This is a genomic window from Metabacillus sediminilitoris, from assembly GCF_009720625.1.
Classification (GTDB): domain Bacteria; phylum Bacillota; class Bacilli; order Bacillales; family Bacillaceae; genus Metabacillus; species Metabacillus sediminilitoris.
This window is the reverse complement of sequence record NZ_CP046266.1, coordinates 3,918,612-3,945,111: the sequence shown is the minus strand read 5'-3', so window position 1 is coordinate 3,945,111 and position 26,500 is coordinate 3,918,612. Positions and strand designations below refer to the sequence as shown.

The 26,500-nt window shown below is 36.3% G+C and carries 28 protein-coding genes, 1 pseudogene and 1 other annotated feature; of the genes and pseudogenes, 23 read left to right on the top strand and 6 right to left on the bottom strand.

The genetic code is table 11. The features are described 5' to 3' along the window. Positions 1 to 28 precede the first annotated feature (28 nt). A complete protein-coding gene (prli42, locus tag GMB29_RS18930) occupies positions 29 to 121 on the bottom strand; it encodes a stressosome-associated protein Prli42 (protein ID WP_155443920.1) in 93 nt (30 codons plus the stop codon). Between the two features lie 172 nt (positions 122 to 293). Here prli42 and mce point away from each other — a divergent pair, with 172 nt between their 5' ends. The 14 genes from mce to GMB29_RS18860 all read left to right on the top strand — a co-directional run bounded on the left by mce (position 294) and on the right by GMB29_RS18860 (position 13,586). After that, positions 294 to 716, top strand: coding sequence for a methylmalonyl-CoA epimerase (mce, locus tag GMB29_RS18925; protein WP_136352940.1), 423 nt, complete (start codon positions 294 to 296; stop codon positions 714 to 716). Then, a complete protein-coding gene (locus tag GMB29_RS18920; protein ID WP_136353365.1) occupies positions 712 to 2,259 on the top strand; it encodes an acyl-CoA carboxylase subunit beta in 1,548 nt (515 codons plus the stop codon). The genes mce and GMB29_RS18920 overlap by 5 nt, the downstream gene beginning before the upstream one ends. A gap of 21 nt (positions 2,260 to 2,280) precedes the next feature. Continuing rightward, positions 2,281 to 3,399 carry a tripeptidase T gene (locus GMB29_RS18915; RefSeq protein WP_136353363.1) on the top strand — a complete coding sequence of 373 codons (1,119 nt, stop codon included), beginning with the start codon at positions 2,281 to 2,283 and terminating at the stop codon, positions 3,397 to 3,399. A 561-nt stretch (positions 3,400 to 3,960) separates the two neighbouring features. Next, positions 3,961 to 4,773 (top strand): CAP domain-containing protein, encoded by an 813-nt coding sequence (locus GMB29_RS18910; protein WP_136353361.1) that lies wholly within the window; start codon positions 3,961 to 3,963, stop codon positions 4,771 to 4,773. Between the two features lie 172 nt (positions 4,774 to 4,945). After that, the gene (locus tag GMB29_RS18905) at positions 4,946 to 6,106 is read left to right on the top strand and encodes an FtsW/RodA/SpoVE family cell cycle protein (RefSeq protein WP_168733818.1); all 1,161 of its coding nucleotides are present in this window, start codon (positions 4,946 to 4,948) and stop codon (positions 6,104 to 6,106) included. Between the two features lie 155 nt (positions 6,107 to 6,261). Continuing rightward, on the top strand, positions 6,262 to 6,564 hold the full coding sequence (locus GMB29_RS18900; RefSeq protein WP_136352936.1) for an urease subunit gamma: 303 nt from the start codon (positions 6,262 to 6,264) through the stop codon (positions 6,562 to 6,564). Between the two features lie 30 nt (positions 6,565 to 6,594). Beyond that, positions 6,595 to 6,912 carry an urease subunit beta gene (locus GMB29_RS18895; RefSeq protein ID WP_136352934.1) on the top strand — a complete coding sequence of 106 codons (318 nt, stop codon included), beginning with the start codon at positions 6,595 to 6,597 and terminating at the stop codon, positions 6,910 to 6,912. A gap of 2 nt (positions 6,913 to 6,914) precedes the next feature. Next, on the top strand, positions 6,915 to 8,621 hold the full coding sequence (gene ureC / locus GMB29_RS18890; RefSeq protein ID WP_136352933.1) for an urease subunit alpha: 1,707 nt from the start codon (positions 6,915 to 6,917) through the stop codon (positions 8,619 to 8,621). Positions 8,622 to 8,630: 9 nt separating this feature from the next. Further along, positions 8,631 to 9,077, top strand: coding sequence for an urease accessory protein UreE (ureE, locus tag GMB29_RS18885; protein ID WP_136352931.1), 447 nt, complete (start codon positions 8,631 to 8,633; stop codon positions 9,075 to 9,077). Beyond that, positions 9,070 to 9,756 carry an urease accessory protein UreF gene (locus tag GMB29_RS18880; protein ID WP_136352929.1) on the top strand — a complete coding sequence of 229 codons (687 nt, stop codon included), beginning with the start codon at positions 9,070 to 9,072 and terminating at the stop codon, positions 9,754 to 9,756. The genes ureE and GMB29_RS18880 overlap by 8 nt, the downstream gene beginning before the upstream one ends. 43 nt (positions 9,757 to 9,799) lie before the next feature. Then, positions 9,800 to 10,417 (top strand): urease accessory protein UreG, encoded by a 618-nt coding sequence (gene ureG / locus GMB29_RS18875; RefSeq protein WP_136352927.1) that lies wholly within the window; start codon positions 9,800 to 9,802, stop codon positions 10,415 to 10,417. Further along, positions 10,414 to 11,226, top strand: a complete 813-nt coding sequence (locus GMB29_RS18870; protein ID WP_136352925.1) for an urease accessory protein UreD — start codon at positions 10,414 to 10,416, stop codon at positions 11,224 to 11,226. The genes ureG and GMB29_RS18870 overlap by 4 nt, the downstream gene beginning before the upstream one ends. 238 nt (positions 11,227 to 11,464) lie before the next feature. Further along, entirely contained in the window at positions 11,465 to 11,929 is a 465-nt protein-coding gene (locus tag GMB29_RS18865; RefSeq protein WP_136352923.1) for a chemotaxis protein CheW, read from the top strand. Between the two features lie 421 nt (positions 11,930 to 12,350). Next, positions 12,351 to 13,586: a DNA polymerase IV gene (locus tag GMB29_RS18860; RefSeq protein WP_136352921.1), complete on the top strand. Its 1,236-nt coding sequence runs from the start codon at positions 12,351 to 12,353 to the stop codon at positions 13,584 to 13,586. A 329-nt stretch (positions 13,587 to 13,915) separates the two neighbouring features. On the opposite strand, the gene zwf is transcribed toward GMB29_RS18860, so the two are convergent. Further along, positions 13,916 to 15,388: a glucose-6-phosphate dehydrogenase gene (gene zwf, locus GMB29_RS18855; RefSeq protein WP_227551762.1), complete on the bottom strand. Its 1,473-nt coding sequence runs from the start codon at positions 15,386 to 15,388 to the stop codon at positions 13,916 to 13,918. 363 nt (positions 15,389 to 15,751) lie between these two features. Here zwf and rnz point away from each other — a divergent pair, with 363 nt between their 5' ends. Then, positions 15,752 to 16,684 carry a ribonuclease Z gene (gene rnz / locus GMB29_RS18850; RefSeq protein ID WP_136352917.1) on the top strand — a complete coding sequence of 311 codons (933 nt, stop codon included), beginning with the start codon at positions 15,752 to 15,754 and terminating at the stop codon, positions 16,682 to 16,684. Positions 16,685 to 16,746: 62 nt separating this feature from the next. Here the strand turns inward: rnz and proC are convergent, their stop codons facing one another. After that, the gene (gene proC / locus GMB29_RS18845) at positions 16,747 to 17,610 is read right to left on the bottom strand and encodes a pyrroline-5-carboxylate reductase (RefSeq protein ID WP_136352915.1); all 864 of its coding nucleotides are present in this window, start codon (positions 17,608 to 17,610) and stop codon (positions 16,747 to 16,749) included. Between the two features lie 49 nt (positions 17,611 to 17,659). Then, positions 17,660 to 17,864, bottom strand: a binding site (T-box leader). 181 nt (positions 17,865 to 18,045) lie between these two features. Here proC and GMB29_RS18840 point away from each other — a divergent pair. The 3 genes from GMB29_RS18840 to GMB29_RS18830 all read left to right on the top strand — a co-directional run bounded on the left by GMB29_RS18840 (position 18,046) and on the right by GMB29_RS18830 (position 20,803). Continuing rightward, on the top strand, positions 18,046 to 19,017 hold the full coding sequence (locus GMB29_RS18840; protein WP_136352913.1) for an MBL fold metallo-hydrolase: 972 nt from the start codon (positions 18,046 to 18,048) through the stop codon (positions 19,015 to 19,017). A gap of 18 nt (positions 19,018 to 19,035) precedes the next feature. Continuing rightward, on the top strand, positions 19,036 to 19,830 hold the full coding sequence (locus tag GMB29_RS18835; RefSeq protein ID WP_136352911.1) for an SDR family NAD(P)-dependent oxidoreductase: 795 nt from the start codon (positions 19,036 to 19,038) through the stop codon (positions 19,828 to 19,830). A 148-nt stretch (positions 19,831 to 19,978) separates the two neighbouring features. Beyond that, positions 19,979 to 20,803 (top strand): squalene/phytoene synthase family protein, encoded by an 825-nt coding sequence (locus GMB29_RS18830; protein ID WP_136352909.1) that lies wholly within the window; start codon positions 19,979 to 19,981, stop codon positions 20,801 to 20,803. Between the two features lie 308 nt (positions 20,804 to 21,111). Here the strand turns inward: GMB29_RS18830 and GMB29_RS27490 are convergent. After that, a pseudogene (locus GMB29_RS27490) lies at positions 21,112 to 21,317 on the bottom strand (LLM class flavin-dependent oxidoreductase); the annotation flags it as partial. A 143-nt stretch (positions 21,318 to 21,460) separates the two neighbouring features. Between GMB29_RS27490 and GMB29_RS18825 the strand changes: the two are divergent. After that, positions 21,461 to 21,724 (top strand): hypothetical protein, encoded by a 264-nt coding sequence (locus GMB29_RS18825; RefSeq protein ID WP_136352907.1) that lies wholly within the window; start codon positions 21,461 to 21,463, stop codon positions 21,722 to 21,724. 92 nt (positions 21,725 to 21,816) lie between these two features. Here the strand turns inward: GMB29_RS18825 and GMB29_RS18820 are convergent, their stop codons facing one another. Both GMB29_RS18820 and GMB29_RS18815 read right to left on the bottom strand, forming a co-directional pair. Then, a complete protein-coding gene (locus GMB29_RS18820; RefSeq protein ID WP_136352905.1) occupies positions 21,817 to 22,533 on the bottom strand; it encodes a 3-ketoacyl-ACP reductase in 717 nt (238 codons plus the stop codon). A 411-nt stretch (positions 22,534 to 22,944) separates the two neighbouring features. Then, positions 22,945 to 23,139, bottom strand: a complete 195-nt coding sequence (locus tag GMB29_RS18815; RefSeq protein WP_136352903.1) for a YqzH family protein — start codon at positions 23,137 to 23,139, stop codon at positions 22,945 to 22,947. Between the two features lie 300 nt (positions 23,140 to 23,439). On the opposite strand from GMB29_RS18815, the gene GMB29_RS18810 reads away from it, so the two are divergent. The 4 genes from GMB29_RS18810 (at position 23,440) to GMB29_RS18795 (ending at position 26,492) form a co-directional block, all read left to right on the top strand. Next, positions 23,440 to 24,702 (top strand): Y-family DNA polymerase, encoded by a 1,263-nt coding sequence (locus GMB29_RS18810; RefSeq protein WP_196305196.1) that lies wholly within the window; start codon positions 23,440 to 23,442, stop codon positions 24,700 to 24,702. Between the two features lie 195 nt (positions 24,703 to 24,897). Further along, positions 24,898 to 25,554 carry a GDSL-type esterase/lipase family protein gene (locus tag GMB29_RS18805; protein WP_136352901.1) on the top strand — a complete coding sequence of 219 codons (657 nt, stop codon included), beginning with the start codon at positions 24,898 to 24,900 and terminating at the stop codon, positions 25,552 to 25,554. A gap of 23 nt (positions 25,555 to 25,577) precedes the next feature. Continuing rightward, the gene (locus GMB29_RS18800; protein ID WP_136352900.1) at positions 25,578 to 25,910 is read left to right on the top strand and encodes a YolD-like family protein; all 333 of its coding nucleotides are present in this window, start codon (positions 25,578 to 25,580) and stop codon (positions 25,908 to 25,910) included. Positions 25,911 to 26,168: 258 nt separating this feature from the next. Continuing rightward, positions 26,169 to 26,492: an iron-sulfur cluster biosynthesis family protein gene (locus GMB29_RS18795; protein WP_136352898.1), complete on the top strand. Its 324-nt coding sequence runs from the start codon at positions 26,169 to 26,171 to the stop codon at positions 26,490 to 26,492. Positions 26,493 to 26,500 lie beyond the last annotated feature (8 nt).

Sequence of the window (26,500 nt, the reverse complement as noted above, 5' to 3'; positions counted from 1 at the left end):
TTGTATATTAGCCGTTTAAGCAATAGTGCTAAAACCACATGGATACGCCTGCAAGTAATGTAGTTACGAGCATAACTCCTATCATTAAATAAACGACGATTTTTTGTGTTTTACGAGACATATTTCTTCACTCCTTATCTTATTATTTTAACGTGAATCGTTTATTAGGACAACTCTTATTCAGATCCTTTAATTAAAGAGTATTTCGTCAAAATAGCAGGAATTTTACATAGTAGGAGAGAAGTTTGTTATATCTTGATAACGTTTTCATTTTTGGTGAAGGAGAGATGACTATGGTTAAAAAGGTTGATCATATTGGAATTGCAGTTCATTCAATTGAAGATGTCTTACCTTTTTATACAGATATTTTAAAGCTCCAATTAGTAGGTTTTGAAGAAGTGCATTCACAGCAAGTAAAAGTCGCCTTTTTATCCGCTGGCGAAACAAAGATTGAATTACTTGAACCTATCTCTGATCAAAGTGCGGTTGCCAACTTTCTCTCAAAAAGAGGCGAAGGGATTCATCATATCGCATTTGGGGTTGAGAATCTAGAATCTAGGTTAGCTGAATTGAAGGAAAAAGGGGTACCACTTATCGATGAAACACCAAGAAAAGGTGCTGCACAGGCAAACATTGCCTTTTTACATCCTCAAGCAGCAAATAAAGTGTTAGTTGAGTTATGCGAAAAACAGCGGGGTGATGAAAATGACAATTGATATTTATCAAAAAATTAATGAACTATATGATAAAAGACGAAAAGTGGAACTTGGGGGCGGAGATGAAAAAATAGCTAAACAGCATGAAAAGGGAAAGCTTACAGCTAGAGAACGGATAAATTTACTTCTTGATGAAGGTACATTTGTAGAGTTACAACCTTTTATTGAGCATCGATGCAACGATTTTGGTTTAGAAGATAAAAGTGGTCCGGGAGACGGTGTTGTTACAGGTTTTGGGAAAATAAACGGGAGGCCCATCTATTTATTTTCACAAGATTTTACTGTTTTTGGCGGTGCACTCGGAGAAATGCATGCTAAAAAGATTGCTGCAGTCATGGATTTAGCTGCCAAAAATGGTACTCCATTTATTGGGCTGAATGACTCAGGCGGTGCGAGGATTCAAGAAGGTGTGGTATCATTAGATGGTTACGGAAAAATATTTTACCGTAATACAATTTATTCAGGAGTCATTCCACAATTGTCTGTCATCCTTGGACCATGTGCAGGCGGTGCCGTCTACTCCCCAGCAATCACAGATTTCGTGTTTATGGTTGAAAAGACAAGTCAAATGTTTATTACAGGCCCGAAGGTAATCGAGACTGTAACTGGAGAAAAAATTAGCTCTGAGGATTTAGGTGGGGCTTATGTACATAATACAATTAGCGGCAATGCACACTTCTCCGGTTCCTCAGAAGAGGAGGTCTTGCTTCAAGTTCGTAAGCTGTTAAGTTATTTGCCGCAAAACAATCAAGAAAAGCCACCGACTACTTCATATGAAGACTTGGATGATTATCTTCCTAGCTTAACGGATTTAATTCCATTTGATTCTATTCGTCCATATGATGTTCGGATTGTGATTGAACAAATCGTTGATGAAAATTCATTTATGGAGATTCAAAAGAATTTCGCTAAAAATATTGTCATTGGTTTGGCAAGAATAAAAGGGGAAGTTATTGGTCTTGTCTGTAATCAGCCTAAATACATGGCTGGTGGATTAGATATTAATTCTTCTGATAAAGCGGCAAGATTTATCCGTTTTTGTGATTCGTTTCAAATCCCAATTATTACACTTGAAGATGTTACTGGATTTTTTCCTGGTGTAAAACAGGAGCACGGTGGTATCATTCGGCACGGAGCAAAGATTTTATATGCATATTCTGAGGCAACAGTACCTAAATTGACTGTGATATTACGAAAAGCATATGGTGGAGCATATGTAGCCTTAAATAGTAAATCTATCGGTGCAGATCTTGTATTTGCTTGGCCGAATGCAGAAATAGCTGTAATGGGACCACAAGGAGCAGCAAATATTATTTTTTCTAAAGAGATCGAAAATAGCACAAACTCAGAACAAACTAGATTAGAAAAAATAGAAGAATACCGTGAAAAATTTGCAAATCCTTATGTTGCGGCTAGTCAGGGTATGGTGGATGATGTGATTGATCCGAGGGAAACAAGAATAAAACTTATCCAGGCTCTTGACATGCTTAGAACAAAAACAGAAACAAGACCTATGAAAAAACATGGGAATATTCCCCTTTAATATTAGGAGGTAAAACAAATGATGATTAACAAACAGCGTTTACTTGATGAATTTTTAGAGCTTGTACAGGTAGATTCAGAAACAAAGCATGAAGCTGAAATTGCGAAAGTATTAAAAGAGAAATTTTCTAGTCTTGGATTACAAGTTGTAGAAGATGACACAACAGCAGTAACTGGCCATGGAGCTGGTAATTTAGTATGTACGTTAGAAGCAACGAAAGATAATGTTGACACCATTTATTTTACCTCTCATATGGATACGGTTGTACCTGGAAATGGCATTAAACCAAGTATTAAAGATGGATATGTTGTAACAGATGGTACAACAATCTTAGGAGCTGATGATAAAGCTGGATTAGCTGCAATGTTAGAAGCAATTAAAACAGTAAAGGAACAAAATATTCAACATGGAAAAATTGAATTTGTTATTACTGTAGGTGAAGAATCAGGTTTAGTTGGGGCAAAAGCACTTGATCCATCGTTAATGACAGCGCAATACGGCTATGCGTTAGACAGTGACGGAAAAGTAGGCACAATTATCGTTGCGGCGCCAACACAAGCGAAAGTAAAAGCAACGATCTATGGAAAAACAGCACATGCTGGTGTTGCACCAGAAAAAGGTATTTCAGCAATAACAATTGCTTCAAAGGCAATATCGAGAATGCCATTAGGACGAATTGATCACGAAACGACAGCAAATATTGGACGCTTTGAAGGTGGCACACAAACAAATATCGTTTGTGACTTAGTACATATTCTTGCAGAAGCACGCTCACTAGTGCCTGAAAAAATGGAAGAGCAAGTGAAAAAGATGAAGGATGCATTTGAAGCGGCCGCTACTGAAATGGGAGGCCGTGCTGAGGTTGAAGTAGAAGTGATGTATCCAGGCTTTAAATTTGCTGATGGAGATCATGTTGTTGAAGTAGCAAAACGTGCAGCCGCTAAAATTGGACGTGAAAGTGAACTTCAAACAAGTGGTGGCGGAAGTGATGCTAATGTGATTGCTGGTAATGGCATTCCGACTGTTAACTTAGCCGTAGGATACGAAGAAATTCATACAACAAATGAAAGAATGCCGATTGAAGAGCTTGAAAAGACAGCTGAATTAGTAGTTGCAGTTATTCAAGAAGTGGCACAATAATTAGTAGGGAATCAATCTTTTCCTTACAGGAGATACAAAAAGAGTGTGAAGGATCCCTTTACGCTCTTTTTGTATTTTTTCATCCATCAAGTAAATAATAAATGAAACATTTTGTTCTGTTGAAGCAGCTCAATTTGTTTTTTTATGAAGGAATATCCAAATGTGACTATTTCCTCCAGTTAACATGATTATTACCATCTATACTTTTAAAGAAAACAAAGAAAATAAGAAGGTACGTAATCATTAACAAAGGAGGAGTTTCAATTGATAAAGAATAAACTTGGCATGGTTGTTACAAGTGCGTTAATTGTTGGCCTTGTTGCGTGTAATAATAATGAAGCAATGGATGTAAATGAGAATGATCAGATTGGAACAATGGATGTTTCTGATAATTTTAATTATAACGGTAACCGTAATTACGGCCCTTTAACACGTGTAAATAACGGAAATCGAAATGGTGAGAATGGATTAAGAATAGCTGATCGTGATAATGAGAACAATTTAACAAATAATGATTTTGACTTTGATTTTTTACCAGATCGTAACTTTAATGGGAAAGATATGGATAATCTGACCATCTCAAGCTCAAAAACGGATATATCCAGTCAAAACTATCCTCACACTAGAGCAATAGCTGTTCAAGAAGCTAAATTTAGAACAATTCAAGCCGATACTGTTGAAGAAGCGAGACAACAGGCGGAACAATTTATTCAACAACAACAGCAACAATTTCAAGGGAGAGCACAAGCTCCTATCGATCAACAACCAAGAGCACAAGTTCCTATCGATCAACAACCAAGAGCACAAGCTCCTACTCAGCAACAACCAAGAGCACAGGCTCCGACAGCTCAACAACAACCAAGAGCACAGGCTCCGACAGCTCAGCAGCAACCAACAAACGAGCAGCAAACACAAACACAGCAACCTGCACAGCAACAGCCAGCAGCTAAAGCTCCAGCAGAGAAAAAGCCAGGAGCAGACCAGCCAGCTAAAGGTTTAAGCCAAGCGGTTCAACAAGTAATCGATTTGACGAACGAAGAGAGACGTAAAAATGGTTTGCCAAACTTAACAGCTGATACAAAATTAAGCGGGGTAGCGCAAAAGAAATCCGAAGATATGAGACAAAATAACTATTTCTCTCATACAAGTCCAACATACGGTTCACCTTTTGACATGATGAGAGACTTTGGTGTGACATATAAAACTGCAGGTGAAAATATTGCCCAAGGACAGCAAACTCCACAACAAGTTGTCCAAGCTTGGATGAATAGTGAAGGGCATCGAAAGAATATTCTAAGTAAAGATTTTACTCACATTGGTGTAGGATATGACCAAAATGGCCATCACTGGACACAAATGTTTATAGGAAAATAATGATCTAAGCAGATTCATCAGTAATAATGATGGATCTGCTTTTTAAATACTGTTAATAAAATAGTCATGCATTTAGAACAAAATGGATTATTTTGTATATTTTCTCATAAAGAAATGGTACTCTTTTAGTAGGATACACAAATTTCAAAATATTTACAAAATGGTGATTGCTTTGTCTACACAAAAATATAAATACTTTGATTTTTCATTGGTTTTTTTCTTATTTTTGTTAATGATCTGTAGCTGTGTTACGATTTTTAGTGCACAAAAATATGCCCAATATGATGAAAATTTCTTTGTCAAACAAATGATTTGGTTTTCTTTAGGTATTGTTGCTGCAATGGTTGTCTTTCTATTTGATTTTGAGCAAATTAGTACTGTAACACCTTATTTTTATGGAGTAGGTATTATGTTACTAATAGGTGTTCTCATTGCGCCTGAATCAATTGCTCCGTATCGCAACGGGGCAAAATCTTGGTTTATTGTGCCTGGATTGGGTTCCTTACAACCTTCAGAATATATGAAAATATTTTTGATTATGATGTTGGCATATATAACGAATAAGCACTTTGAAAAACAAGATAGAGACCAAATTAAACAAGATCTTGTTCTCCTATTAAAAATTGCTGCGGCATCTCTCGTACCAATAGTTTTAATCCTATTACAAAATGACTTTGGGTCATCATTAGTTATGGTTGTAATTACGCTTGCTGTTATTTTTTTATCAGGTATAAATTGGAGAATTATCCTGGCAATTTTATTCCTTATTATTGGAACAATAGCTGTACTTGTGATGATTTTCATTCATAATGCTGATTTATTATTAAACATTTTTGGTACATATCAATTAAATAGAATTTATTCCTGGTTAGATCCTTTTGAACATGGTGAAGGTATTGGTTATCAATTAAAACAGTCTCTATTAGCTATCGGATCGGGAATGATTGATGGAAAAGGTTTTCATAATAGTGATGTTTATATACCTGAGGCACATTCTGATTTTATTTTTACAATTGTAGCTGAGGAATTTGGATTTTTAGGTGCTTCTTTTGTCGTTTCTCTTTATTTTTTAATCATTTATCGAATGCTTGGTATTGCTTTGTATGCTAGGAGTAGTTTGTTTGAATTTTATATATGTATTGGTATGGTAGCATTATTTACATTTCATTCTTTTCAAAATATCGGGATGGTTTCGGGCTTAGTCCCGATTACAGGTATTCCATTGTTATTAATGAGTTATGGAGGAAGTTCTGTTATAGCTAGTATGTTAGGAATTGGCCTAGTTTTGAATAGTTCATTGAAGAAAAGAGAATATATGTTTTCTAATGATTAAACTGAATAAACTTGTAAAAACACGATGAATTTCAAACATCGTGTTTTTTATTTGTATCATTTTAATTGTTAGATTTTCTGACAAACTACTAATAAATTGTCCTTTAAAACTATATTCTATAGAATATATGTTTTCCGATTTAGGGAGGAATAGGAATGAAGCTTACAGCTCGTGAGCAAGAAAAACTTATGATTGTCGTTGCAGCTGATTTAGCTAGAAGACGTCAAAAAAGAGGATTAAAACTAAATTATCCAGAAGCAATTGCGATTCTGACATATGAAGTGATGGAAGGTGCAAGGGATGGAAAAACGGTGTCAGAATTGATGCAATTTGGCCGTCATATTTTATCAAGCGAAGATGTAATGGAAGGGATTTCAGAAATGATTCATGATATACAAGTGGAAGCAACCTTTCCGGATGGGACAAAGCTAGTTACGATTCATGAACCTATTCAGTGAATTTTACTTTATAAGGAAAGAGTGTGAAAAATGATACCAGGTGAATACAAGTTAAAGCAGGAGCCTATAACATGTAATGCAGGAAAGCAGCCTATAAAACTAGAGGTTATAAATAATGGTGATCGGCCAGTACAAATTGGCTCCCATTTTCATTTTTATGAAATTAATCGTTCGCTTTCATTTGATCGTAATGAGGCATATGGCCGCAGATTAAATATTCCGGCAGGTACGGCGGTACGATTTGAACCAGGGGATAAAAAAGTGGTTGAACTTGTGACATTTTCAGGTGAACGAAAAGTGTATGGACTAAACAATTTAACAAATGATGTACTAGATAAAGGAGTGTAAACATGAGTTTTCATATGTCGAGACATCAATATGCAGATATGTTTGGACCAACAGTTGGAGATCAGGTGAGACTTGGTGATACTGAGCTATTTATCGAAGTAGAAAAGGATCTTACAACATACGGAGACGAAGTAAAGTTCGGAGGCGGAAAGGTTATTCGTGATGGGATGGGACAGCATCCTTTAGCTACGAGAACAGAAGCAGTTGATCTTGTCGTAACAAATGCGCTGATTCTTGATTATACAGGGATATATAAAGCAGATATCGGGATTAAGGATGGCCTAATCGCGAAAATTGGAAAGGCAGGAAATCCATTGCTAATGGATCATGTTGATATCATTATTGGAGCATCAACAGAGGTACTTGCTGGAGAGGGGAAAATTGTTACAGCTGGCGGGATTGATGCACATATTCATTTTATTTCCCCTCAACAAATCCAAACAGCTATTGAATCTGGAATTACAACAATGATTGGTGGTGGAACGGGACCTGCAACAGGAACGAATGCAACAACTTGTACGCCAGGTTCATGGAATATTCATAGAATGCTAGAAGCTGCAGAGGAATTTCCTATGAATCTTGGATTTCTTGGGAAAGGCAATTCTTCGAGTGAAGAAGCGCTTATCGAACAAATCGAAGCTGGAGCAATCGGATTAAAGCTGCACGAAGATTGGGGAACAACTGCTTCGAATATAGATAAAGCACTGTCAGTAGCGGACAAATATGATATTCAAGTTGCTATTCATACGGATACATTAAATGAAGGAGGTTTCGTTGAAGATACAATTCGGGCGATCGATGGACGGGTTATTCATACATATCATACAGAAGGTGCTGGGGGAGGGCATGCACCTGACATTATCAAGGCTGCTTCATATCCGCATATTCTTCCATCTTCAACAAATCCGACTAGACCATATACAATCAATACGATAGCTGAGCATTTAGATATGCTTATGGTATGTCATCACTTAGATCCTTCCGTACCGGAGGACTTAGCGTTTGCAGATTCAAGAATAAGAAAAGAAACGATTGCAGCAGAAGATATTCTCCACGATCTCGGTGTATTTAGTATGATCAGCTCAGATTCCCAAGCAATGGGAAGAGTTGGCGAAGTCATTATAAGAACATGGCAAACAGCTGATAAAATGAAACGCCAGCGGGGAGAACTTGTTTCAGGTGAAAAAAATGATAATGCAAGAGCAAAGAGGTATATTGCCAAATATACCATTAATCCTGCAATAACCCATGGAATATCAGATAATGTTGGTTCCATCGAGGTTGGGAAGTTAGCGGATTTTGTATTGTGGGAGCCAGCTTTTTTTGGTGCAAAACCAGAATTAATTGTTAAAGGCGGGATGATCGCTTGGAGTGTGATGGGTGACCCAAATGCCTCCATTCCGACACCACAGCCTTCATTGTATCGCCCGATGTTTGCGAGCTACGGTAAAGCAAAATATTCGACATCAATGACATTTTTGTCCCAAGCAGCTTATGAGCAAAAGATTCCCGAACAGCTTGGTCTTCAAAAAAAAATAGGTGTTGTGCGAAACATTCGTCAGCTGAAAAAATCGGATATGGTCTTGAATGGAGAAACACCAGAAATTGAAGTAGATCCACAAACATATGAAGTAATAGTAGATGGTGAATTAATCATATGTGAGCCAGATGACAAAGTCGCTCTTGCGCAACGATACTTTCTATTTTGAGGTGAGATGATGATAATCGAAAAAATTGTAGGTAATATAAAAGATTTAGATACAGCCCCGCAGCATATTGAAAGAGTATATGTAAGGAGTGATGATTTAGTAAAAAAAATTCAACGTGTGAAAACTGATCATGGGAAAGAGATAGGAATTCGGCTTAAAGATATAAAGGAGTTATCAGACGGTGATATCTTATTTCAAGATGAGAAAAATTCGATTGTCATTAGTGTGATTGAAGATGATGTGATTGTTATCAAGCCAACAAGCATTCAACAAATGGGTGAAATTGCACATCAGCTAGGGAACCGCCATCTTCCAGCCCAATTTAATAAAGATGAAATGATTGTACAATACGATTATTTAGTAGAAAAATTGCTCAATGAACATGAGGTTCCCTTCATACGGGAAAAAAGGAAAATGAATGAAGCTTTTAAACATATTGGACATTCCCATGACTAATAAACTTTTTCATCTTCTCCAAATCTGTGATTCTAATTTTCCATCAGGGATATTTTCACATTCATTTGGATTAGAAACTTATATTCAAGAGAACAAAATTTTTAATAAAGACACATTCTTAATTGCGATAAAGCAGTTCCTTCAAACACAGTTTTTGTATACGGATGGTTTTGCATGCCGTATAGCCTATGAATCCTTGAAAATAAACGATCTTGAAAAAGTTTGGCAACTTGATCAAGAGTTATTTTCACTTGCAAATGCAAGAGAGACTCGTGAAGGAAATCGTAGAATCGGGCGGCAGCAAGTGAAAGTTTTCAATGAACTATTCATAAATGAGCAATTAAAAATCTATGAAGCGAAAATAAAAGCTAAACAAGTACATGGTCATAGTTCAATCGTTTTTGCAATGGTGTGCTTTGGCTTGAAGATCGATTTGCAAACGACACTATCATGTTATTTATTTGCAACTGCCTCATCGCTTATTCAAAACGGAGTCAGGGGTATTCCACTTGGGCAAACAGATGGGCAAAAGCTCTTACTAGAATTGCAGTCTTTCTTAGGAGCTCTAGTAGAAGAAATATTACAATGTGAAGAGGAAGTGTTTGGTGCTAATGCAACTGGACTTGAAATTGCACAAATGATGCACGAACAACTTTCGGTTCGACTGTTTATGTCTTGAATTGACTATGAAAAAAACAAATTATGAAAGGATGAATATAGAAATGAGTGAACCCATTCGTATTGGAGTTGGCGGACCGGTTGGTGCGGGAAAAACACTTTTAGTTGATAAACTAACAAGAGAATTAATGATAGATTATGAGCTTGCTGTGATAACAAATGATATTTATACAAAAGAAGATGCACAATTTTTAATAAAAAACGGAGCATTGTCTGAAGATCGAATTATCGGTGTTGAAACAGGCGGTTGCCCACATACTGCCATTCGCGAAGATGCCTCGATGAATTTTGCGGCGATTGATGAATTGAATGAACGACATCCAAATCTTGACTTAATTTTTGTTGAAAGCGGTGGTGACAATCTGGCTGCTACCTTCAGTCCAGAGTTAGTTGATTTTTCAATCTATATCATTGATGTTGCACAAGGGGAAAAGATTCCGAGAAAAGGCGGGCAGGGAATGATAAAATCTGATTTATTTATTATAAATAAAATAGATTTAGCACCATATGTAGGGGCAAACCTTGAGGTAATGAGACAAGATACACTAGCATCTCGTGGTGATCGACCTTATATTTTTACAAATCTTAAGGATGGGACGGGTGTAAAGGAAGTAGTTGATTGGATCCGGAAGGAAGCTTTTTTAGTAGGGCTTGAAGCATGACCTATACAGGCTGCCTTCAGCTTGAGGTAGGTAAAAAAGAAAATAGGTCTGTCATTGGTAACAGTTTTTTTGATGGTGTTTTCAAAATTACCCGGCCAACTTATTTTTCAGATGGAATGCCACTACTCACACTTTTGCATGTGGGAGGCGGTTATGTTGATGGAGATACATATAAATCTGAAGTGATCGTTCATGAAGATGCACAACTTGCCTTAACAACACAAGCGTCCACAAAGGTCTATAAATCACCGAGGTATGGTGTTGTTCAAACAATGGATTATCACTTAAAAGAGAATAGTGTGCTTTTTGTAAAACAGGATCCATTAATTCTTTATCATGATGCAAATTTTTCTCAATATACAAATGTGCATATGAGCTCAACATCTACCTTTTATTATACGGACATTATTACTCCAGGATGGTCACAAAACGGAAGACTGTTCCAATACAAAAAGCTTGCTTCTAAATTGAGAATCTTTATTAATGGACAGTTAGAGGTTTTCGATCATCAACTGATTGTCCCTGAGAAAATGAGTGGAGACTTGATGCGATTGGAAGGCTACACACATATTGGTACGATGATTATGATCCATCAACAAATAAGTGATGAATTAATTGACGATATAAGGAGTGAAATGTCAACAATAGCTATTGATGTGCGTTTTGGGATTAGTATGTTAAATGTTAAGGGTTTTTCAATTAAAGTTTTAGCTTTAAGCACTCCAGAAATCGAACTCATCTTTTCTATATGTGAAAAGATGTTCCGTAAGAGATTATATAATCAAGATAAAATTGAGTGGAGAAAATAAATCAATCGAGTGAAGAGAAAAGAAGAGTGAACTCAGAGTGAGTTTGCTCGTATTAGTGTATGAAAGAGCAGTGTAACAATTCAGTTTATTTGGAATATCAAATAGAAGAAAAAGTCATATACATGGTAAAAGACTATCAAATCGTGTTGGTTGAAAAAACTCTCCATTGTTTGAAATTTCCCTTAATTTCATAGTATGATAGTAATAGAAAATGATTTGAGCTAAAGAGGGGTTTACGATGGATATATCAAAGGTGGTTGTTTTTCGTGCAGGTAATGAAGAATATGGAATTCCCATTGAGCATGTGATTTCGATTGAAAAGATTGAGAATATAAATGTTATTCCTAATATGCCTTCCTACGTGAAAGGTGTTGTGAAAGTAAGAGGAGATTTAATTCCAGTAATTGATATGAATCATATTTTTTACCAGAAGGATACAATAATCGATGGAAATAGCAAATTAATTGTTGTCCAATCGGAAGAGATAGCATCTGCTCTAATTGTTAAAGATGCAAAAGAAATCTTAGATGTTCAAGAGGAGCAACTAAAATCAATTCCTGTCGGAGCATTTCAATCAACAAAATACTTTACTGCTGTTATTAGCCTGAATGAACGATTGATTACAATCATTCATCCAAATCTTCTTATCTCAAGTCTTGATGAAATAGCTTTAGTAAAAGAAGAAATCATTAGTCACCAATAATTTGTATTGGTGATTATTTATTTATGTCTTTTAAGAAGGCTGTTTTCGCAAACTTTATTGCTATTTACCAAGTACTGCGGTGTGGTTGATTGCAGCGAGAGATGCTCGCTATTTAGCGGGGCGGGCGGTGAGTCTCCCCGGCGTAAACGCCTGCATGAGTCTCACCTGTCCCGCTGCTCTAAGCAGGAGTCTCGCAATCTGCTCCAATCAACCTTAAATAGTTTTCGTTTTAAAAGCAACAATATCTTATAATAGAGCCTTTAAAAAGAAGGACAGAATAAGTTCTTATACTAGTTTTAATGTCTGCTCCCGCGCCTTGCTCTCGAGTTATTTTGCCATATGCTTTGTGAGCTAGAAAGGGGTTGTTACGCTTTCTTCTTAAGAAAGAATAAATCAAACTAATCATTTAGGGGTGTCGATTATGGAACATCCTACAAGCGGTCGAATCATCTTACATGTCGATATGAATAGTTTTTATGCATCCGTTGAAATGGCCTATGATCCTTCTCTTAAAGGAAAACCATTAGCAATTGCAGGTAATGTGGAAGAGAGGAAGGGGATCATTGTTACATGTAGTTATGAAGCTCGCGCAAAAGGGGTCAAAACGACGATGCCGCTTTGGCAGGCGAAAAAGCTATGTCCAGAGCTCATTGTAAAAAAGCCGAATTTTGAGCGTTATCGAAAAGCGTCTAGAGCCATGTTCGACTTGTTAAGAGACTATACAGAGCTTGTTGAACCAGTTTCAATTGATGAGGGGTATATAGATCTTACTCACTATCAAGGCATTAAATCTTTAGAAATCGCAAAAGTCATTCAAGAACGGCTATTAGATGAACTGTTACTGCCGTGCAGTATTGGAGTGGCTCCAAATAAATTTTTAGCTAAGATGGCTTCAAATATGAAAAAACCGCTCGGAATTACAGTACTTAGAAAAAGGGAACTCTCTGAAAAACTATGGCCACTGCCTGTTCATGACATGCATGGTGTTGGGGATAAAACAGCTGAAAAGCTCAAAACAATTGGTGTTAACACGATCTATGACCTCGCACATGGAGATCGTGCACAACTTAAACAATTGCTGGGGGTTAATGGAGAGCGGTTAAAGCAACGTGCAAATGGTGTTGATAATAGAGTTGTAAATCCTGATTCTATTTATGATTTTAAAAGTATTGGTCATTCAACAACTCTTGCTAAAAATACGACAAATGAAGCAGAATTAACAGAAATTTTACGTAAGCTAGCACATTCTGTAGCTGTAAGGATGAAACGAAAAGATGTTCTTGCAACAAAGATTTTTATTACGATCAAATACGCTAATTTACAATCCATCACAAGAAGTAAAAAATTAGAAAACTCCATCGGGGATGTTGATGATATCTTTTCTGTTGCAAAACAACTTTTTTTCACACATTGGAATGAAGATCCAGTAAGGCTTTTGGGAATAACGGGCCAAGATTTGGTTGAAAAAGACGACGCGATGAAGCAATTAGATCTTTTTACATTTGAAAAAGATGCAAAAGAAGAGCCTATTCTTTCTGTCATAGAAAAAATAAACCAAAAATATGGAAATCAATTCATAAGACGAGGTGTAAAAGGTAAAAAAGAAGAAGATTTTTCATCAGGGACGAGCTTCAATAAAGACTTTTTACTGGAGTAACTGACCATTGGAATGATTGACCGATAAAAAATAGAGCTATTACTAAGTAATAGCTCAAAAAATTAAGGAGATTGTTTGGGTAGTTCTTACACTTCTATTTTATGCAGCAAATAAGAGAAGGTATGAGGCAAATAGACGAGCTAATTCGCACATTTTTTCTACTTTTGAACAGTTTCTATAATAAACCATGACATTTTAATTGTAATGCTGCAGCTTTCATTCGAGACTTGAATGACATTAGACAATAAGCCACTCTCTATTAAAGGAGAGAGTGGCTTATTGTTAGTGTTTTTTACAAATATCTCTAACGAATGTGTGTTGAATTTATCTTAGTTAACAGGCAACCATTCGTTATCATCATCTTTAAGTAATTCGTCCGCTTCTTTTGGTCCCATTGATCCTGAAGGGTATGTTGTAAGTTCAGCTTTCCCTTTTTTCCAAGCTTCTGAGATTGGATCAACGAAGCTCCAAGATAATGCAACCTCATCCCAGTGAGTGAAATTTGTTGCATCTCCTCTCATGCAATCGTAAAGCAGCTTTTCATATGCTTCAGGTGTGTTAATTCCATCAAAGAAATTGTTTGAAAGATCCAATTTAACTGGTTTAGAGTTTCCGCCATCTTTCTTTACATTTAAATGGAGAGTAATTCCCTCATCAGGCTGGATATTTATAATGAGTAAATTAGGTGGAACAGTTTCCCCTTTTTTATAATAAAGGTTCATAGGAATATCTTTAAATTGAACGACGATTTTTGTTGATTTTGCAGCCATTCTCTTACCAGTACGAATGTAGAATGGTACACCAGCCCATCTAAAGTTATCTATTAACAACTTTCCAGCTACATACGTTTCTGTTTGAGAATCGTCATCAACATTATTTTCATCACGGTAGGCAATTAATTGTTTACCATCTAATTCCCCATTTGAATATTGTCCACGAATAAAGTAATCTTTTACTTCATCTTCAGATACTGCACGAAGCGCTCTTAGTACCTTTACTTTTTCACTTCTAATCTCATTTGTATTAAGTTTGATAGGGGGCTCCATTGCCAATAACGCGACCATTTGAAGCATATGGTTTTGAACCATATCCCGCAAAGCACCTGAATTTTCATAATAACGTCCACGGTCTTCTACACCCAATGTTTCACTTGATGTTATTTGAATGTTTGATATGTAACGATTATTCCATAAAGGTTCGAATAGAGCATTTGAGAAACGAATTACTTCAATGTTTTGGACCATTTCTTTTCCTAAGTAATGGTCAATACGGTATATTTGATCTTCGTTAAAAGCTTCGCGTATTTCCTGGTTTAGTTTTTGAGCTGATGGAAGATCATGTCCAAATGGTTTTTCAATTACAATTCGACTCCAACCATTTGTAGCAGTTAAACCTTGCTTCTTTAAATTTTGTGCAATTGTACCAAAAAATTCTGGTGCCATCGCTAAAAAGAAGACACGGTTACCTTCTGTTTCGTATGTACCATCTAGATTGTTCAACAAATTATTCAGTTCTAAATAAGAAGTAGGATTTGTGACATCAAATGGATGATAATAAAAATGAGATGTGAAATCGTCTAGTTCTTTTGATTCCTTCATCGCTGTTTGAATGGAATCAGATACATTGTTTCGAAACTCATCATTTGACCATGGTCTTCTTCCTACACCTACTACCGCAAACTCTTGGCTTATTTTATTGTTTTCAACTAAGCGGTAGATGGATGGAAACAACTTACGTTTTGCTAAATCTCCAGTTGCACCGAAAATAACAATAATTGCTTTAGGATGTTTTTCTTGAGTAATCACGTTCATACCTCACTTTATCAATTACAATTTATTCATTCAGTGAAAAATTCACATATGAAATCGATTCCTAATATAGCATATTACAATGTTTCATAAGGATGTTCAAATTTTCGAACTGTGATTGCAAAATAAACTTTACAACAATTGATCCTGTATGTAATTGTAAAACTAATATTATCCTCTCATCTAATATAGTATAAACGATAACTCGAAAAATATCGTGTTAAAAGACTAATTTTTATTAAAATTTTTTTATTATTCTGTAAGTTATATTAACAAACAATAAACAAATGTTTGTCATTTCACTTTCGATCTCATTCATGTATTCTTGAATTAAAGTGATTTTTAGGAGGAAATATAGTGAATGTCATGTTTCTTGGAACAGGGGCAGGGATACCGGCAAAAGCACGAAATGTTACGAGTATAGCTCTTCAATTGTTAGAGGAAAGAAAAGCGATATGGCTGTTTGATTGTGGAGAGGCGACACAGCATCAAATTTTACATACATCGATTAAACCTAGGAAAATAGAGAAGATTTTTATTACCCATATGCATGGTGATCATATATATGGGTTGCCAGGGTTGATTAGCAGCCGTTCATTTCAAGGCGGTGAAGATCTTTTAACAATTTACGGACCAAGAGGTCTTGAGGAATTTGTAAGAATTTCTCTTTCAGTAAGTCATTCACATCTTACATACCCAATTAAATTTATAGAAATTGAGGAAGGCATAGTTTTTGAAGACCAACAATTTAAGGTTATTGCTAAGAAATTAGAGCATGGAATTGATTCATATGGTTATCGTGTTGTTGAGAAAGATTTACCTGGGAAGCTGCTTGTAAATAAATTAGAAGCTTTTTCAATTAAACCTGGTCCAATCTATCAAAAGATTAAAGAAGGGAAGCAGATTCTTCTTGATGATGGAACTATTTTAGAAGGTAAGGATTTTCTAGGACCACAGCAAAAAGGGAGGATTGTAACAATTCTTGGTGATACAAGATATACTGAGTCTAGTTTGGAACTTGCATTAGAAGCAGACTTGCTTGTTCATGAGGCTACTTTTTCTGAAGAAGATGAAGAGCTTGCATATAATTATTATCATTCCACGACAAAACAAGCTGCATTTATTGCAAGAAATTCGAAGGCTAAAAAGCTTCTTCTTACACATATAAGCTCGCGATATCAAACTGAAGCTGATTTAATGAAGCTAGTAGAAGAGGCTAAAAGGATTTATCCGATGTCCTATTTGGCTTCTGATTTTATGCAAATTGAAATTCCTAAAAATCGTGTATGAATCGTATCCAATAAAAGGATAGATAAATATAATTTTTTACTTTATCTATCCTTTTTATTCTGTTATTTGGATTGTCCATTAAGCTCAAGTTTAGAATGAGATAGGACAAGTTCCTCTGTAAACATATCTTTTAATTCTGTTGCTCTTTCAGTTGCTCGTTTAATACAGGAGACAAGGGCCTTTTCTACATCTTGCTCTTTTAGGATGTTAATTCCTGCTTCGGTCGTTCCGTTAGGGCTTGTGACTTCCTTTCTAAGTTGATAAGGTGATTTTTCAGAAGATGCAATCATGGAAGATGCTCCTAGCAATGTTTGAGCGATGAGTTCTCTTGCTACAACCATATCTAACCCAACTTCAACGGCTGCCTTTTCCATTGCTTCTACTAGAAAATAAACATATGCAGGTCCACTGCCTGAAAGCCCTGTTACTGCATCTAGTTGACCTTCATCCACAATTTTACATATTCCAATAGCTTCAAAAAGTGCTTTACATTTATTGATTTGACTCATTGTTACGTTTTCACTAGCAGCGATGGCAGTTGCTGATTTGGCAATTGCTGCAGATGTATTTGGCATTGCTCGTATGACGGCTGTTTGTCTCCCAATGATACTATTAATTGTATCGATTGTGATTCCGGCTAATAGAGAAACGATGAGTTGGTCATGAATATATTCTTGAAGGCCATCCAAACTACTTTTTATGTCCTTTGGTTTTACTGCTAAAACGATAATTGATACATCTTTGACTAAAGATATTTTATTATGAGTCGTGTTAATTCTGTATTTTTTTGACAGTTCCTGCAAACGCTCTGTATTTGAATGATTTGCAACAATAATTTGCTCGGGTTGAAATACACCGCCTTTTATAAGACCTGCAATCATTGCTTCTGCCATTGATCCCGCTCCAATAAATCCAATCTTCTCCATGGTAAATCCTCCTTTTTTATCACCAATATAAAAAGCCATTCCGTCCTTAAAAAAGGACGGAATGGCTCCGCGGTACCACCTTAGTTGAAATATAAAATTTCCAGCTTTGTTTTCTTTATCGCAGAAATACGGTTAGGTTTTCCTAACTGCTCGTAGGGTAGGTTCAATAGGAAGATAGGCAATGGAGCCTTTCAGCCGGGAGCCCCACTCTCTTTTGCTGCTTACTATTTACTATTCCTAGTCAATGCTTTTTTCATATTTGTTTTCGTCTGAATTTTTTCCATTATGCATTGCTGGACAGGCACTTGTCAAGTTAAATTATTTGAATAAAATGACAAGTCATGGCTGACAAGGTACAATATCAGTAATAAGGTTATTGAGAAATAATGGGGTAATCTATTATCTATACAAATATAATAAATGGGGCGGAGAAAAATGGATCATCTTACACAGTCTAAGCATGTGTTTAAAATAGAGCTGCCAACACCTTTTCCAGTTGGTGACATAAATGTGTATGTCATTAAGGGAGATCAATTAACTCTCATAGATGCAGGCCCAAAAACAGAAGAAGCGTGGAATTCGTTTCAGCATCAATTAAAACAAATTGGATACTCGCCTAAGGATATTGAGCAAATCGTGCTCACACATCACCATCCCGACCATGTAGGAATGCTTGATTATTTTAACGAGGAAATTCCTGTTATAGGGCACCCTTTTAATAAACCTTGGCTAAAGAAGGATCAACAATTTTTTAGAAGCCAATCGATGTTTTTTAAGGAATTGTTTAATGAATTCGGTGTGGACCGACATTTTCTACCCATATTAGAGTCTCTGAATCAACAAACGATGGAATATTCATGTGACAGAGAATTGAAGGGTTTTTTAAGGGAAGGTGAGGTAATAGGAGGGCTTCCGGGGTGGCGTACTTTAGAAACTCCCGGTCATGCTCAAAGTCATTTAGCCTTTTACGAGGAAAGCACCGGGATATTAATCGGCGGAGATTTACTTTTAAAACATATTTCTCCAAATCCTTTACTAGAACCTCCGATGACGAGTGAGCAAATAAGGCCTAAGCCGCAACTACAATTAAATCAGTCAATATCGCGATTACTAGAAATACCAATTTCGATTGCATACACTGGACATGGTGAGAACATAGAGGCTGTACATGAGCTCATTTCATATCGACTAAAGAAACAAGCTGAACGTGCGGAACTTGTCCGGACATTTTTGATTGAGAAACCATTAACAGCATTTCAAGTATGCCAAATTCTGTTTCCGAAAATCTATGATAAACAGCTTTTACTGACAATGTCTGAAACAGTTGGACAGCTTGACTATTTATCAGAGGCTGGACAAATTAGTGTTGATGTGACACAAAAAACACATCGATTTTTTGCTATTTAACTTTTAGAGGTGACGGATTTGAATACACGTATACAAGGCTGTTTTGTTGCAATTACTGGAGCATCAAGCGGTATTGGTGAAAAAATTGCGATTGAGTGTGCTAAACAAGGAGCACATCTTATCCTTCTGGCAAGAAGGGAGGAGCGTTTAGCACAGCTTGCTGAAAAAATAAAAAATGATTATGGAGTTTCGAGTCATTATTATCCATTAGATGTCCAAAATCTTGATTCCATTCAGCATGTATTTACAACGATTCAAAAAGAAATTGGACAAATTGATGTTCTTGTTAATAATGCTGGCTTTGGAATCTTTAATAATGTTCAAGATGCTACAATGGATGAAATGAAAAATATGTTTGAGGTTAATGTATATGGGTTAGTTGCATGTACAAAAATGGTGCTGCCAGCTATGATTGAAAGAAAAAAAGGACATATTATTAATATTGCTTCCCAAGCTGGAAAAATTTCCACACCAAAGTCTAGTCTTTATTCAGCTACGAAGCACGCTGTATTAGGCTTTACAAACAGCCTGCGAATGGAAGTGAAAAACAGTAACATATATGTTACATCTGTAAACCCTGGACCTATTAAAACAGATTTTTTCACAATTGCTGATAAGCAAGGTAACTATGTGAAAAATGTTGAAAGGTGGATGCTTGATCCGAACAAGGTTGCGCGAAAGATTGTTCATTCCATGTTTACTCCAAAGCGTGAAATCAATCTTCCAGGTTGGATGAATGCAGGTAGTACAATATATCAGGTAATGCCGAGACTATTTGAACGAATGGCGGGAAAAGCTTTTTTAAAAAAATAATAAATATAACTCGTTAATTATTTTGACTTTTTTATGACGATTCAAATTTGTAAGATAACTTTCGTAAATATCAATGTTATCATGTATACATAGTCATACACATAATTTGCCGTAGTGTTATGAATTTTTTGATGGGAGAGTTTTATAGATGTATAAAGAGAGCGACCCTTTAACAAGTGATGCAATGGAGATATTATTGAAGACTAGTAGAACTTTTTCTATACCTATTAGTTATCTATCTTCCGGTCTTAAAGAGGCAGTAGCCTCTGCATACTTATGTATGAGAGCCATTGATGAAATTGAGGACCATCCTCATCTTGATGAGCAAGTTAAAATCCTTTTATTAAAATCCATTAGTCATAAATTGCAGAATGCTCCTAGTGCTGCTGATCTTGCTAATTTATTTAATCCATATAAAACTGAGCTTCCCGAAGTTACCTTAAGATTAAGTGATTGGATTAAGTTTTGTCCCCCCACTATTGTTGATGAAGTTCTAAAGAGTACTTCTATAATGGCGGATGGAATGGCCAAGTGGGTTGAAAAGGAATGGGCAATTAAAAATGAGAGTGATTTAGATGATTACACATATTATGTCGCTGGATTAGTTGGCGTCATGCTATCAGAAATTTGGAAGTGGTCTGACTCGATTGAAACAGATAAGGAACTTTCAATTGCCTTTGGACGCGGTCTTCAAGCAGTCAATATCCTCCGTAATCGCGATGAAGACAGAAAAAGAGGTGGGGTTGACTTTTTTCCTGATGGGTGGACTTTTGAAGATATGCTGAATTACGCTAAGCGAAACCTTGCTTTAGCTGATAAATACATTGAAAGTCTTAAACCAGGTCAGATTCGTATTTTCTGCGAGATTCCTTTATCGCTAGCTTACAGTACACTTGACGCCTTAACAGAAGGTAAAGAAAAAATTAGCAGATCTGATGTAAATGAAATCGTTTCAAAAATAGTAAGTAAGTGAGAACCGGTTATTTTATTAAACACCTATTAATTGGTTTTTTCTTTTATTATTTTTTAGAAAAACGAAGTCCTTCGCCAATAGTTCTTGGCGGCAAGTCTTCTTTTTTTCAGTGAGGATAGAAGTATCTCTCCTAGTTATTTCCTCTAAATAAACAACGAGGATACTTTGTTTTTGCTTTTGTAATTTTTCTTGTAACGGTAATAGAATGACATTGAGGAGATAGTTACGATATTTTGGTAAAACATATTAAACAAAAATCGAGTGTAAAACCGCATAGGTTTTATACTCTTTTTTTATTACACAACCTAATACGTAAAAGGATCGTACATTTGACCGACATCACCGAAATTAGGATCGTGTACCGGCACATCTCTGACAATAAATGAAGCGAAGTTTAGTTCTTTTGCTCTTTTGGCTAATTCATTTGCTTTTCTATATCATTTTTGGGACACTGCCCATATATGATTCGATTGGAAAAAACAATCCAATCGAATCATATATTTTCCTGATACATGCGCGGAAATCCATTATGTTTTTTGAATGTATCCCATTATTATTTCCTCCAGACATTTAAAGCTAAATAATTATATTGAAGATACAATTTGTTCCTAATATGGGGGGTAAACTAACTTATACTGATCTTTTAGGAGTGATAACATGTTCATGCAAGGAAACATTATTGCAGGCGAATTTGATTCATCTATGAATGAATTTTCCCTGCAAAAAGTAAAAAATTTCAACACAGAATCGATCCTTAACGAAATCCAATTAAATAATATCTATTATTATTTAAAAAAACACCGGCATGAAAATGATGGGCAAATTATTACCCTATATGACCAAATGCCAGTGCGCTTATCTCAAGATGAAATTAACCTGTTTATCAGCGATCTAGAGAAAATCTTATTCATGTATCACTGATGGAGAAAAAGGCTAATAAAGCCTACAAAAGGATTTGAGATTTCAGGCAAGAAATCTAGAATAAGCAGATCCAATGGATCTGCTTTGTTTTTCTATGGATTTGTTGACCAAAGCCCCGCTGTTTTAACGAATACTCTTGGATTAAGTTTTAACCCGGCTACGATTAACTCAGCTAGGTCTTCTGGGTGCATAACGTTATCTTCATTGCCACTAACAAGATTTGTATCAATTGCCAAATCTGTTACGACCGTACTTGGTGTTAAAGCAGTTACACGGATATTATGCTTTCTAACTTCTAACATGAGTGATTCTGTTAGTCCTAAAACAGCGAATTTAGAAGCACTATAAGCACTTGTTACAGGAGCACCCTTTTGGCCGGCAGATGAAGAGATATTGATAATATCACCTGATTTTCTCTCAATCATGCCAGGTAATACAGTTCTTGTTACATTATATACACCCATCAAGTTCACTTGGATGATACTTTCCCAATCTTCAGGAGTTAACTCAAGAAAACCGCCAAATTTAGCTATACCTGCATTGTTAATTAAGATATCAACAGCTCCTAGGTCTGATTTGATATGCTCAACGGCATGATGAACTGATTCAAGATCAGTTACATCTGCTGTTGCGGCTGATACTTTTACGCCATATTGCTCTAGTTCAGCAGATACCTTTTCAAGATTGGCCATGTTTAATCCAATCATTCCGATATTAACGCCTTCTTTTGCTAAGGCGATGGCAGTAGCCCGTCCAATTCCTCTTCCTGCTCCAGTGATTAGAGCTGTTTTTCCATTTAACGAACTCATTCTATCACTCCTAAAAAATTTTAAAAACAACTAATAAATAATAACAAATTAAGGTAATTAATACTAATAGAAAGACCGCAATTTGCTTTAAACAGTTTGCGGTCTCTTATCTTAATTTCTTAGAAAATCATTTCTTTATTCTAAATTGGCATGTCAACCATACATCTTATTTGTATCTATACCTTTTTTCTCCATGAACCTTAGGATGACAGCTTTTATTTATGGCCAGGGAAAGGATTGTTCTCCCTGGCTTTTTGATTATGAAATGGAAAAGGCATATATATTGCTATTGATGGAGCCGATGAAGTCAATCTAGAAACTGATTAAAGGCAGTTTTGCTCTCTTTTTCTTTCTCCAAAAAGTTTCTTCCTTTTCCTTTTTTCTAATCCTGAAAAGCGGCTTCTAATTCATTTATTCCTGGTTTGTTAAATAGCCATATACAATATCTTCAACGACTTCATACCACTCTGTATCTTTCTTTTTTTCCTCGGCAATTTTTTCAATTATTTTTATGTAGTCATCATTTGAAAGTGGATCTATTTCAAGATCTCGTCCGTATTGTAAAAAGCTATTCCTGAGCATCTTAAATAAAAATTTTTTCTCCATGTTACACCTCGCTAATCGCTAGTATACAATTTTTTTGGCTTGTTTCGAAGAGCTTTTAAAACTTAAAAGTTTTTTAGTTAATTTGGTGCATAGCTCCAGCGCCTAGCCCTCGAGGTCACAACCCCCCCTCAAGAAAGGTGAAAATCACCTTTCTTGAATGCTCTTTTTGTGCTTGTGTGGCTAAACAGGCGCTTCCGCTTTTCTGCTTTGGTGAAAATTCCCATTGAAACCGAACGTATATTCTCTTAAAATAAAGAATATACTAAATGCGAACATATATTCTGTTTGGAGGAAGCGGCTATGATTGAAAACTATGATCTATTGCCAAAACGAAAAATTCTTTGCGTTGATATGAAAAGCTTTTATGCAAGCTGTGCTGCGGTTTTGCTTGGCTTGGATCCATTGACATGCTATTTAGTTGTTGTTGGTGATACAGAACGACAAGGAAGCATCGTGCTGGCAGCTTCTCCACGAATGAAGAAGGAATTTGGCATTAAAACGGGAACACGATTGTTTGAAGTCCCAAATGATCCGCGAATTCATATTGTCAATCCAAAGATGGGCATCTATATTCGAATGTCGACTGAAATAACAAAATTGTTTCATCGTTATGTGCCGAAGGAAGCAATTCATACTTACAGTGTTGATGAAAGCTTTATTAAAGTCGATGGAGTAGAGCAAATGTGGGGTGATGCGCGAACAATTGCCGATAAAATTCGTGATGACATGCAGTCAGAGTTTGGTCTTCCTAGTGCAATCGGGATTGGGCCAAATATGCTTCTCTCAAAAATTTGCTTGGACATTGATGCAAAAAAAACGAGTGTAGCAGAGTGGACGTATGATGATGTGAAAGAAAAGCTATGGAATATTGAGCCCTTAAGTAAAATGTGGGGGATTGGGTCTAGAGTGCAAAAAACATTAAATCGAATGGGGATTTTTAATGTAGGACAACTTGCGCATTACCCGCTTGAGCTTCTCGAGAAAAAGTTCGGTGTGATGGGGAACCAGCTTTATTACCATGCATGGGGAGTCGATTTATCGGAAATTGGAGCACCGATTATGCAGGGACAAATCAGTTTTGGGAAAAGTCAAATTTTGCTTCGTGATTACCCTGATCCAGAGGAAGTAAAGCATGTCATATTAGAAATAAGCGAGGAAGTTGCCCGGAGAGCACGTCAGCATAAAAAGATCGGACGAACGATCAGCCTTGGAATTGGGTATAGTCGTGATGAATTCGGCGGTGGCTTTCATCGATCGAAAACAATTGACCAGCCAACAAATATAACGATGGACATTTATGAAACATGTCTAGAGCTATTTGGAAAATTTTATGCGAATAAAACAGTACGGCAAATATCAATTACCTTATCAAACATTGAAGAAGATTGTGAAATGCAGCTTGATTTGTTTCAACAAAATCGCTTTAAACAACGAACACTAGGTTATGTCATGGATTCAATACGTCATAAATATGGATCAGACGCAATTTTACGTGCTGTATCGTATACACCGGCCGGAACAGCGAAGCATCGTGCGAAACTTGTGGGAGGTCATAAGGCATAATGTGGTCTTCAGAACAAAAGCTTAAAAGTTGCCTCGAGCTAGAGCAAAAGACGTACACGAATGAAGCTGGTATTGCCTTCAATTAGTAGTTGGCCGTAAGAGCAGGCTAAACAGCAAATTGGAAAAGCTGCGATTATCCTACTAAAGAATATTGTATTAAGGACTTTATTTGTTTTTTAGGAGGACGTATAGCACGTGAGGACATATTTAACGTATGTAGCTTTAGGAGATTCCTTGACGGTTGGAGTAGGTGCATCGTTTTTAGCACCTGGGTTTGTGAGGCGTTATATAAGATTGACAGAAGAAAAGCTAAATAAGCATGTATTTGCCGATATATATGCGAAGTCAGGAACTGAGACAGGCGGCGTACGAAAGATAGTAGAAAGTCCAGCTCTACATGAAAAGATAAAGCGTGCTAACATCATTACACTATCTGCTGGAGGAAACGATTTAATAAATGCAAGCAAGGATTTTGTTGAAACAGGAGAAATAACCGAGCTTACAGATTCAATAAAAGAGTGTCACAGCAATATGGTGCAAATTATACAGAAAATAAATGAATTGAAAAAGGAATGCAGTATACCTTATAGGGTTTACCTCCTTAATCTTTATAACCCGCTGCCTGACATACCGCTTGCGGATAAATGGGTGCGGTTATTTAATCGTCATTTAAACAGCTTTGACAATGGATCTACCATTCGCGTCGCTGATCTTTACTCTGTATTTAAAGGGAGACAAGATGAATTGTTGTCTAGAAGAGATCATATTCATCCAAATGATTTTGGGTATCAAGAGATTGCGAAAACATTATTTCATATAGGCTACCCAAGAGAGTTTTTAAAAGATATTTAGTTGTTTAGGGTGGTGACAAGAACATGATACGGGACAGAGGAAATATTAAATGGACATCAATGATGCTGCCAGAGCATGTAAAACTACTAAGAGATTGGTCTGAAGCAGATCATTATCAAGAAAAACGTGAGCTTGATGAGCAACAGCTTGAGCAGTTTAATGAGATCATTTGTATGGCAATGGAAGAACATGCCGAGCTAGTTTTCACATATTATCAAGAACATTTTCATCACAATTGCTCTGGTTATGTTCATTATATCGATCCAATTCAGCATACGCTTTGCATTGTTGATGAACAAAGTGACAATCATATCCAACTGCCATTCGAAAACATTGTTGATGTGAAGCGAAAATAGATGGTTGTCCGAATCTGAACAAGGCACTTACGCTTTTCGAGTAAAAGTTTTTGTACTTCGTTTTAGTGTCTAGCTCAGGGCGCCTAGAACCTCGGGGGCATAAGCAACAGATGAATTGAAGGAAAAGCACACCTTCTATTCATCCGCGTCTTATGCCTGTCGGCGCTTGAGGAGCTTGAGCTTTTCTTATTCATTCATGCATGAAATCAGTGTGTATGGTAAACTAATTCGTATAGTATATAGCGAAGGGGATTTATCATGCAGGTCACATTTACAAAAGAAGCAATCGAGCAAATAACGCCAAAGCTAGAAGCGAATAAGAATAGAGTTTTAAAGTTAAAATATGATACAGAAGGCTGTGGCTGCGTAATGAGCGGTGTTACGGTATTATGGTTAGTAAAAGAGCCTGAAGAGGATGACGTAAAGTTAGAAACAAATGCTGTACCATTGTTCGTTGAAAAAACGAAGATGGTGTTTTTGGAGGAGCAAATTACCATTTCATTTAATCAATCAGCAAATTGCTTTATGTTAAAAAGCCCTTCACAAATTTTAAATCCACGTATGAGCCTTCTTGTAAAGTGAGGGGAACT

Bases quoted from the DNA above. Each gene is read 5' to 3' on its own strand.
- prli42 (WP_155443920.1), bottom strand. From the start codon at position 121: ATGTCTCGTAAAACACAAAAAATCGTCGTTTATTTAATGATAGGAGTT.
- mce (WP_136352940.1), top strand. From the start codon at position 294: ATGGTTAAAAAGGTTGATCATATTGGAATTGCAGTTCATTCAATTGAA.
- GMB29_RS18915 (WP_136353363.1), top strand. From the start codon at position 2,281: ATGATTAACAAACAGCGTTTACTTGATGAATTTTTAGAGCTTGTACAG.
- GMB29_RS18910 (WP_136353361.1), top strand. From the start codon at position 3,961: ATGGATAATCTGACCATCTCAAGCTCAAAAACGGATATATCCAGTCAA.
- GMB29_RS18900 (WP_136352936.1), top strand. From the start codon at position 6,262: ATGAAGCTTACAGCTCGTGAGCAAGAAAAACTTATGATTGTCGTTGCA.
- GMB29_RS18895 (WP_136352934.1), top strand. From the start codon at position 6,595: ATGATACCAGGTGAATACAAGTTAAAGCAGGAGCCTATAACATGTAAT.
- ureC (WP_136352933.1), top strand. From the start codon at position 6,915: ATGAGTTTTCATATGTCGAGACATCAATATGCAGATATGTTTGGACCA.
- ureE (WP_136352931.1), top strand. From the start codon at position 8,631: ATGATAATCGAAAAAATTGTAGGTAATATAAAAGATTTAGATACAGCC.
- GMB29_RS18880 (WP_136352929.1), top strand. From the start codon at position 9,070: ATGACTAATAAACTTTTTCATCTTCTCCAAATCTGTGATTCTAATTTT.
- ureG (WP_136352927.1), top strand. From the start codon at position 9,800: ATGAGTGAACCCATTCGTATTGGAGTTGGCGGACCGGTTGGTGCGGGA.
- GMB29_RS18870 (WP_136352925.1), top strand. From the start codon at position 10,414: ATGACCTATACAGGCTGCCTTCAGCTTGAGGTAGGTAAAAAAGAAAAT.
- GMB29_RS18865 (WP_136352923.1), top strand. From the start codon at position 11,465: ATGGATATATCAAAGGTGGTTGTTTTTCGTGCAGGTAATGAAGAATAT.
- GMB29_RS18860 (WP_136352921.1), top strand. From the start codon at position 12,351: ATGGAACATCCTACAAGCGGTCGAATCATCTTACATGTCGATATGAAT.
- proC (WP_136352915.1), bottom strand. From the start codon at position 17,610: ATGGAGAAGATTGGATTTATTGGAGCGGGATCAATGGCAGAAGCAATG.
- GMB29_RS18840 (WP_136352913.1), top strand. From the start codon at position 18,046: ATGGATCATCTTACACAGTCTAAGCATGTGTTTAAAATAGAGCTGCCA.
- GMB29_RS18830 (WP_136352909.1), top strand. From the start codon at position 19,979: ATGTATAAAGAGAGCGACCCTTTAACAAGTGATGCAATGGAGATATTA.
- GMB29_RS18825 (WP_136352907.1), top strand. From the start codon at position 21,461: ATGTTCATGCAAGGAAACATTATTGCAGGCGAATTTGATTCATCTATG.
- GMB29_RS18820 (WP_136352905.1), bottom strand. From the start codon at position 22,533: ATGAGTTCGTTAAATGGAAAAACAGCTCTAATCACTGGAGCAGGAAGA.
- GMB29_RS18815 (WP_136352903.1), bottom strand. From the start codon at position 23,139: ATGGAGAAAAAATTTTTATTTAAGATGCTCAGGAATAGCTTTTTACAA.
- GMB29_RS18810 (WP_196305196.1), top strand. From the start codon at position 23,440: ATGATTGAAAACTATGATCTATTGCCAAAACGAAAAATTCTTTGCGTT.
- GMB29_RS18800 (WP_136352900.1), top strand. From the start codon at position 25,578: ATGATACGGGACAGAGGAAATATTAAATGGACATCAATGATGCTGCCA.
- GMB29_RS18795 (WP_136352898.1), top strand. From the start codon at position 26,169: ATGCAGGTCACATTTACAAAAGAAGCAATCGAGCAAATAACGCCAAAG.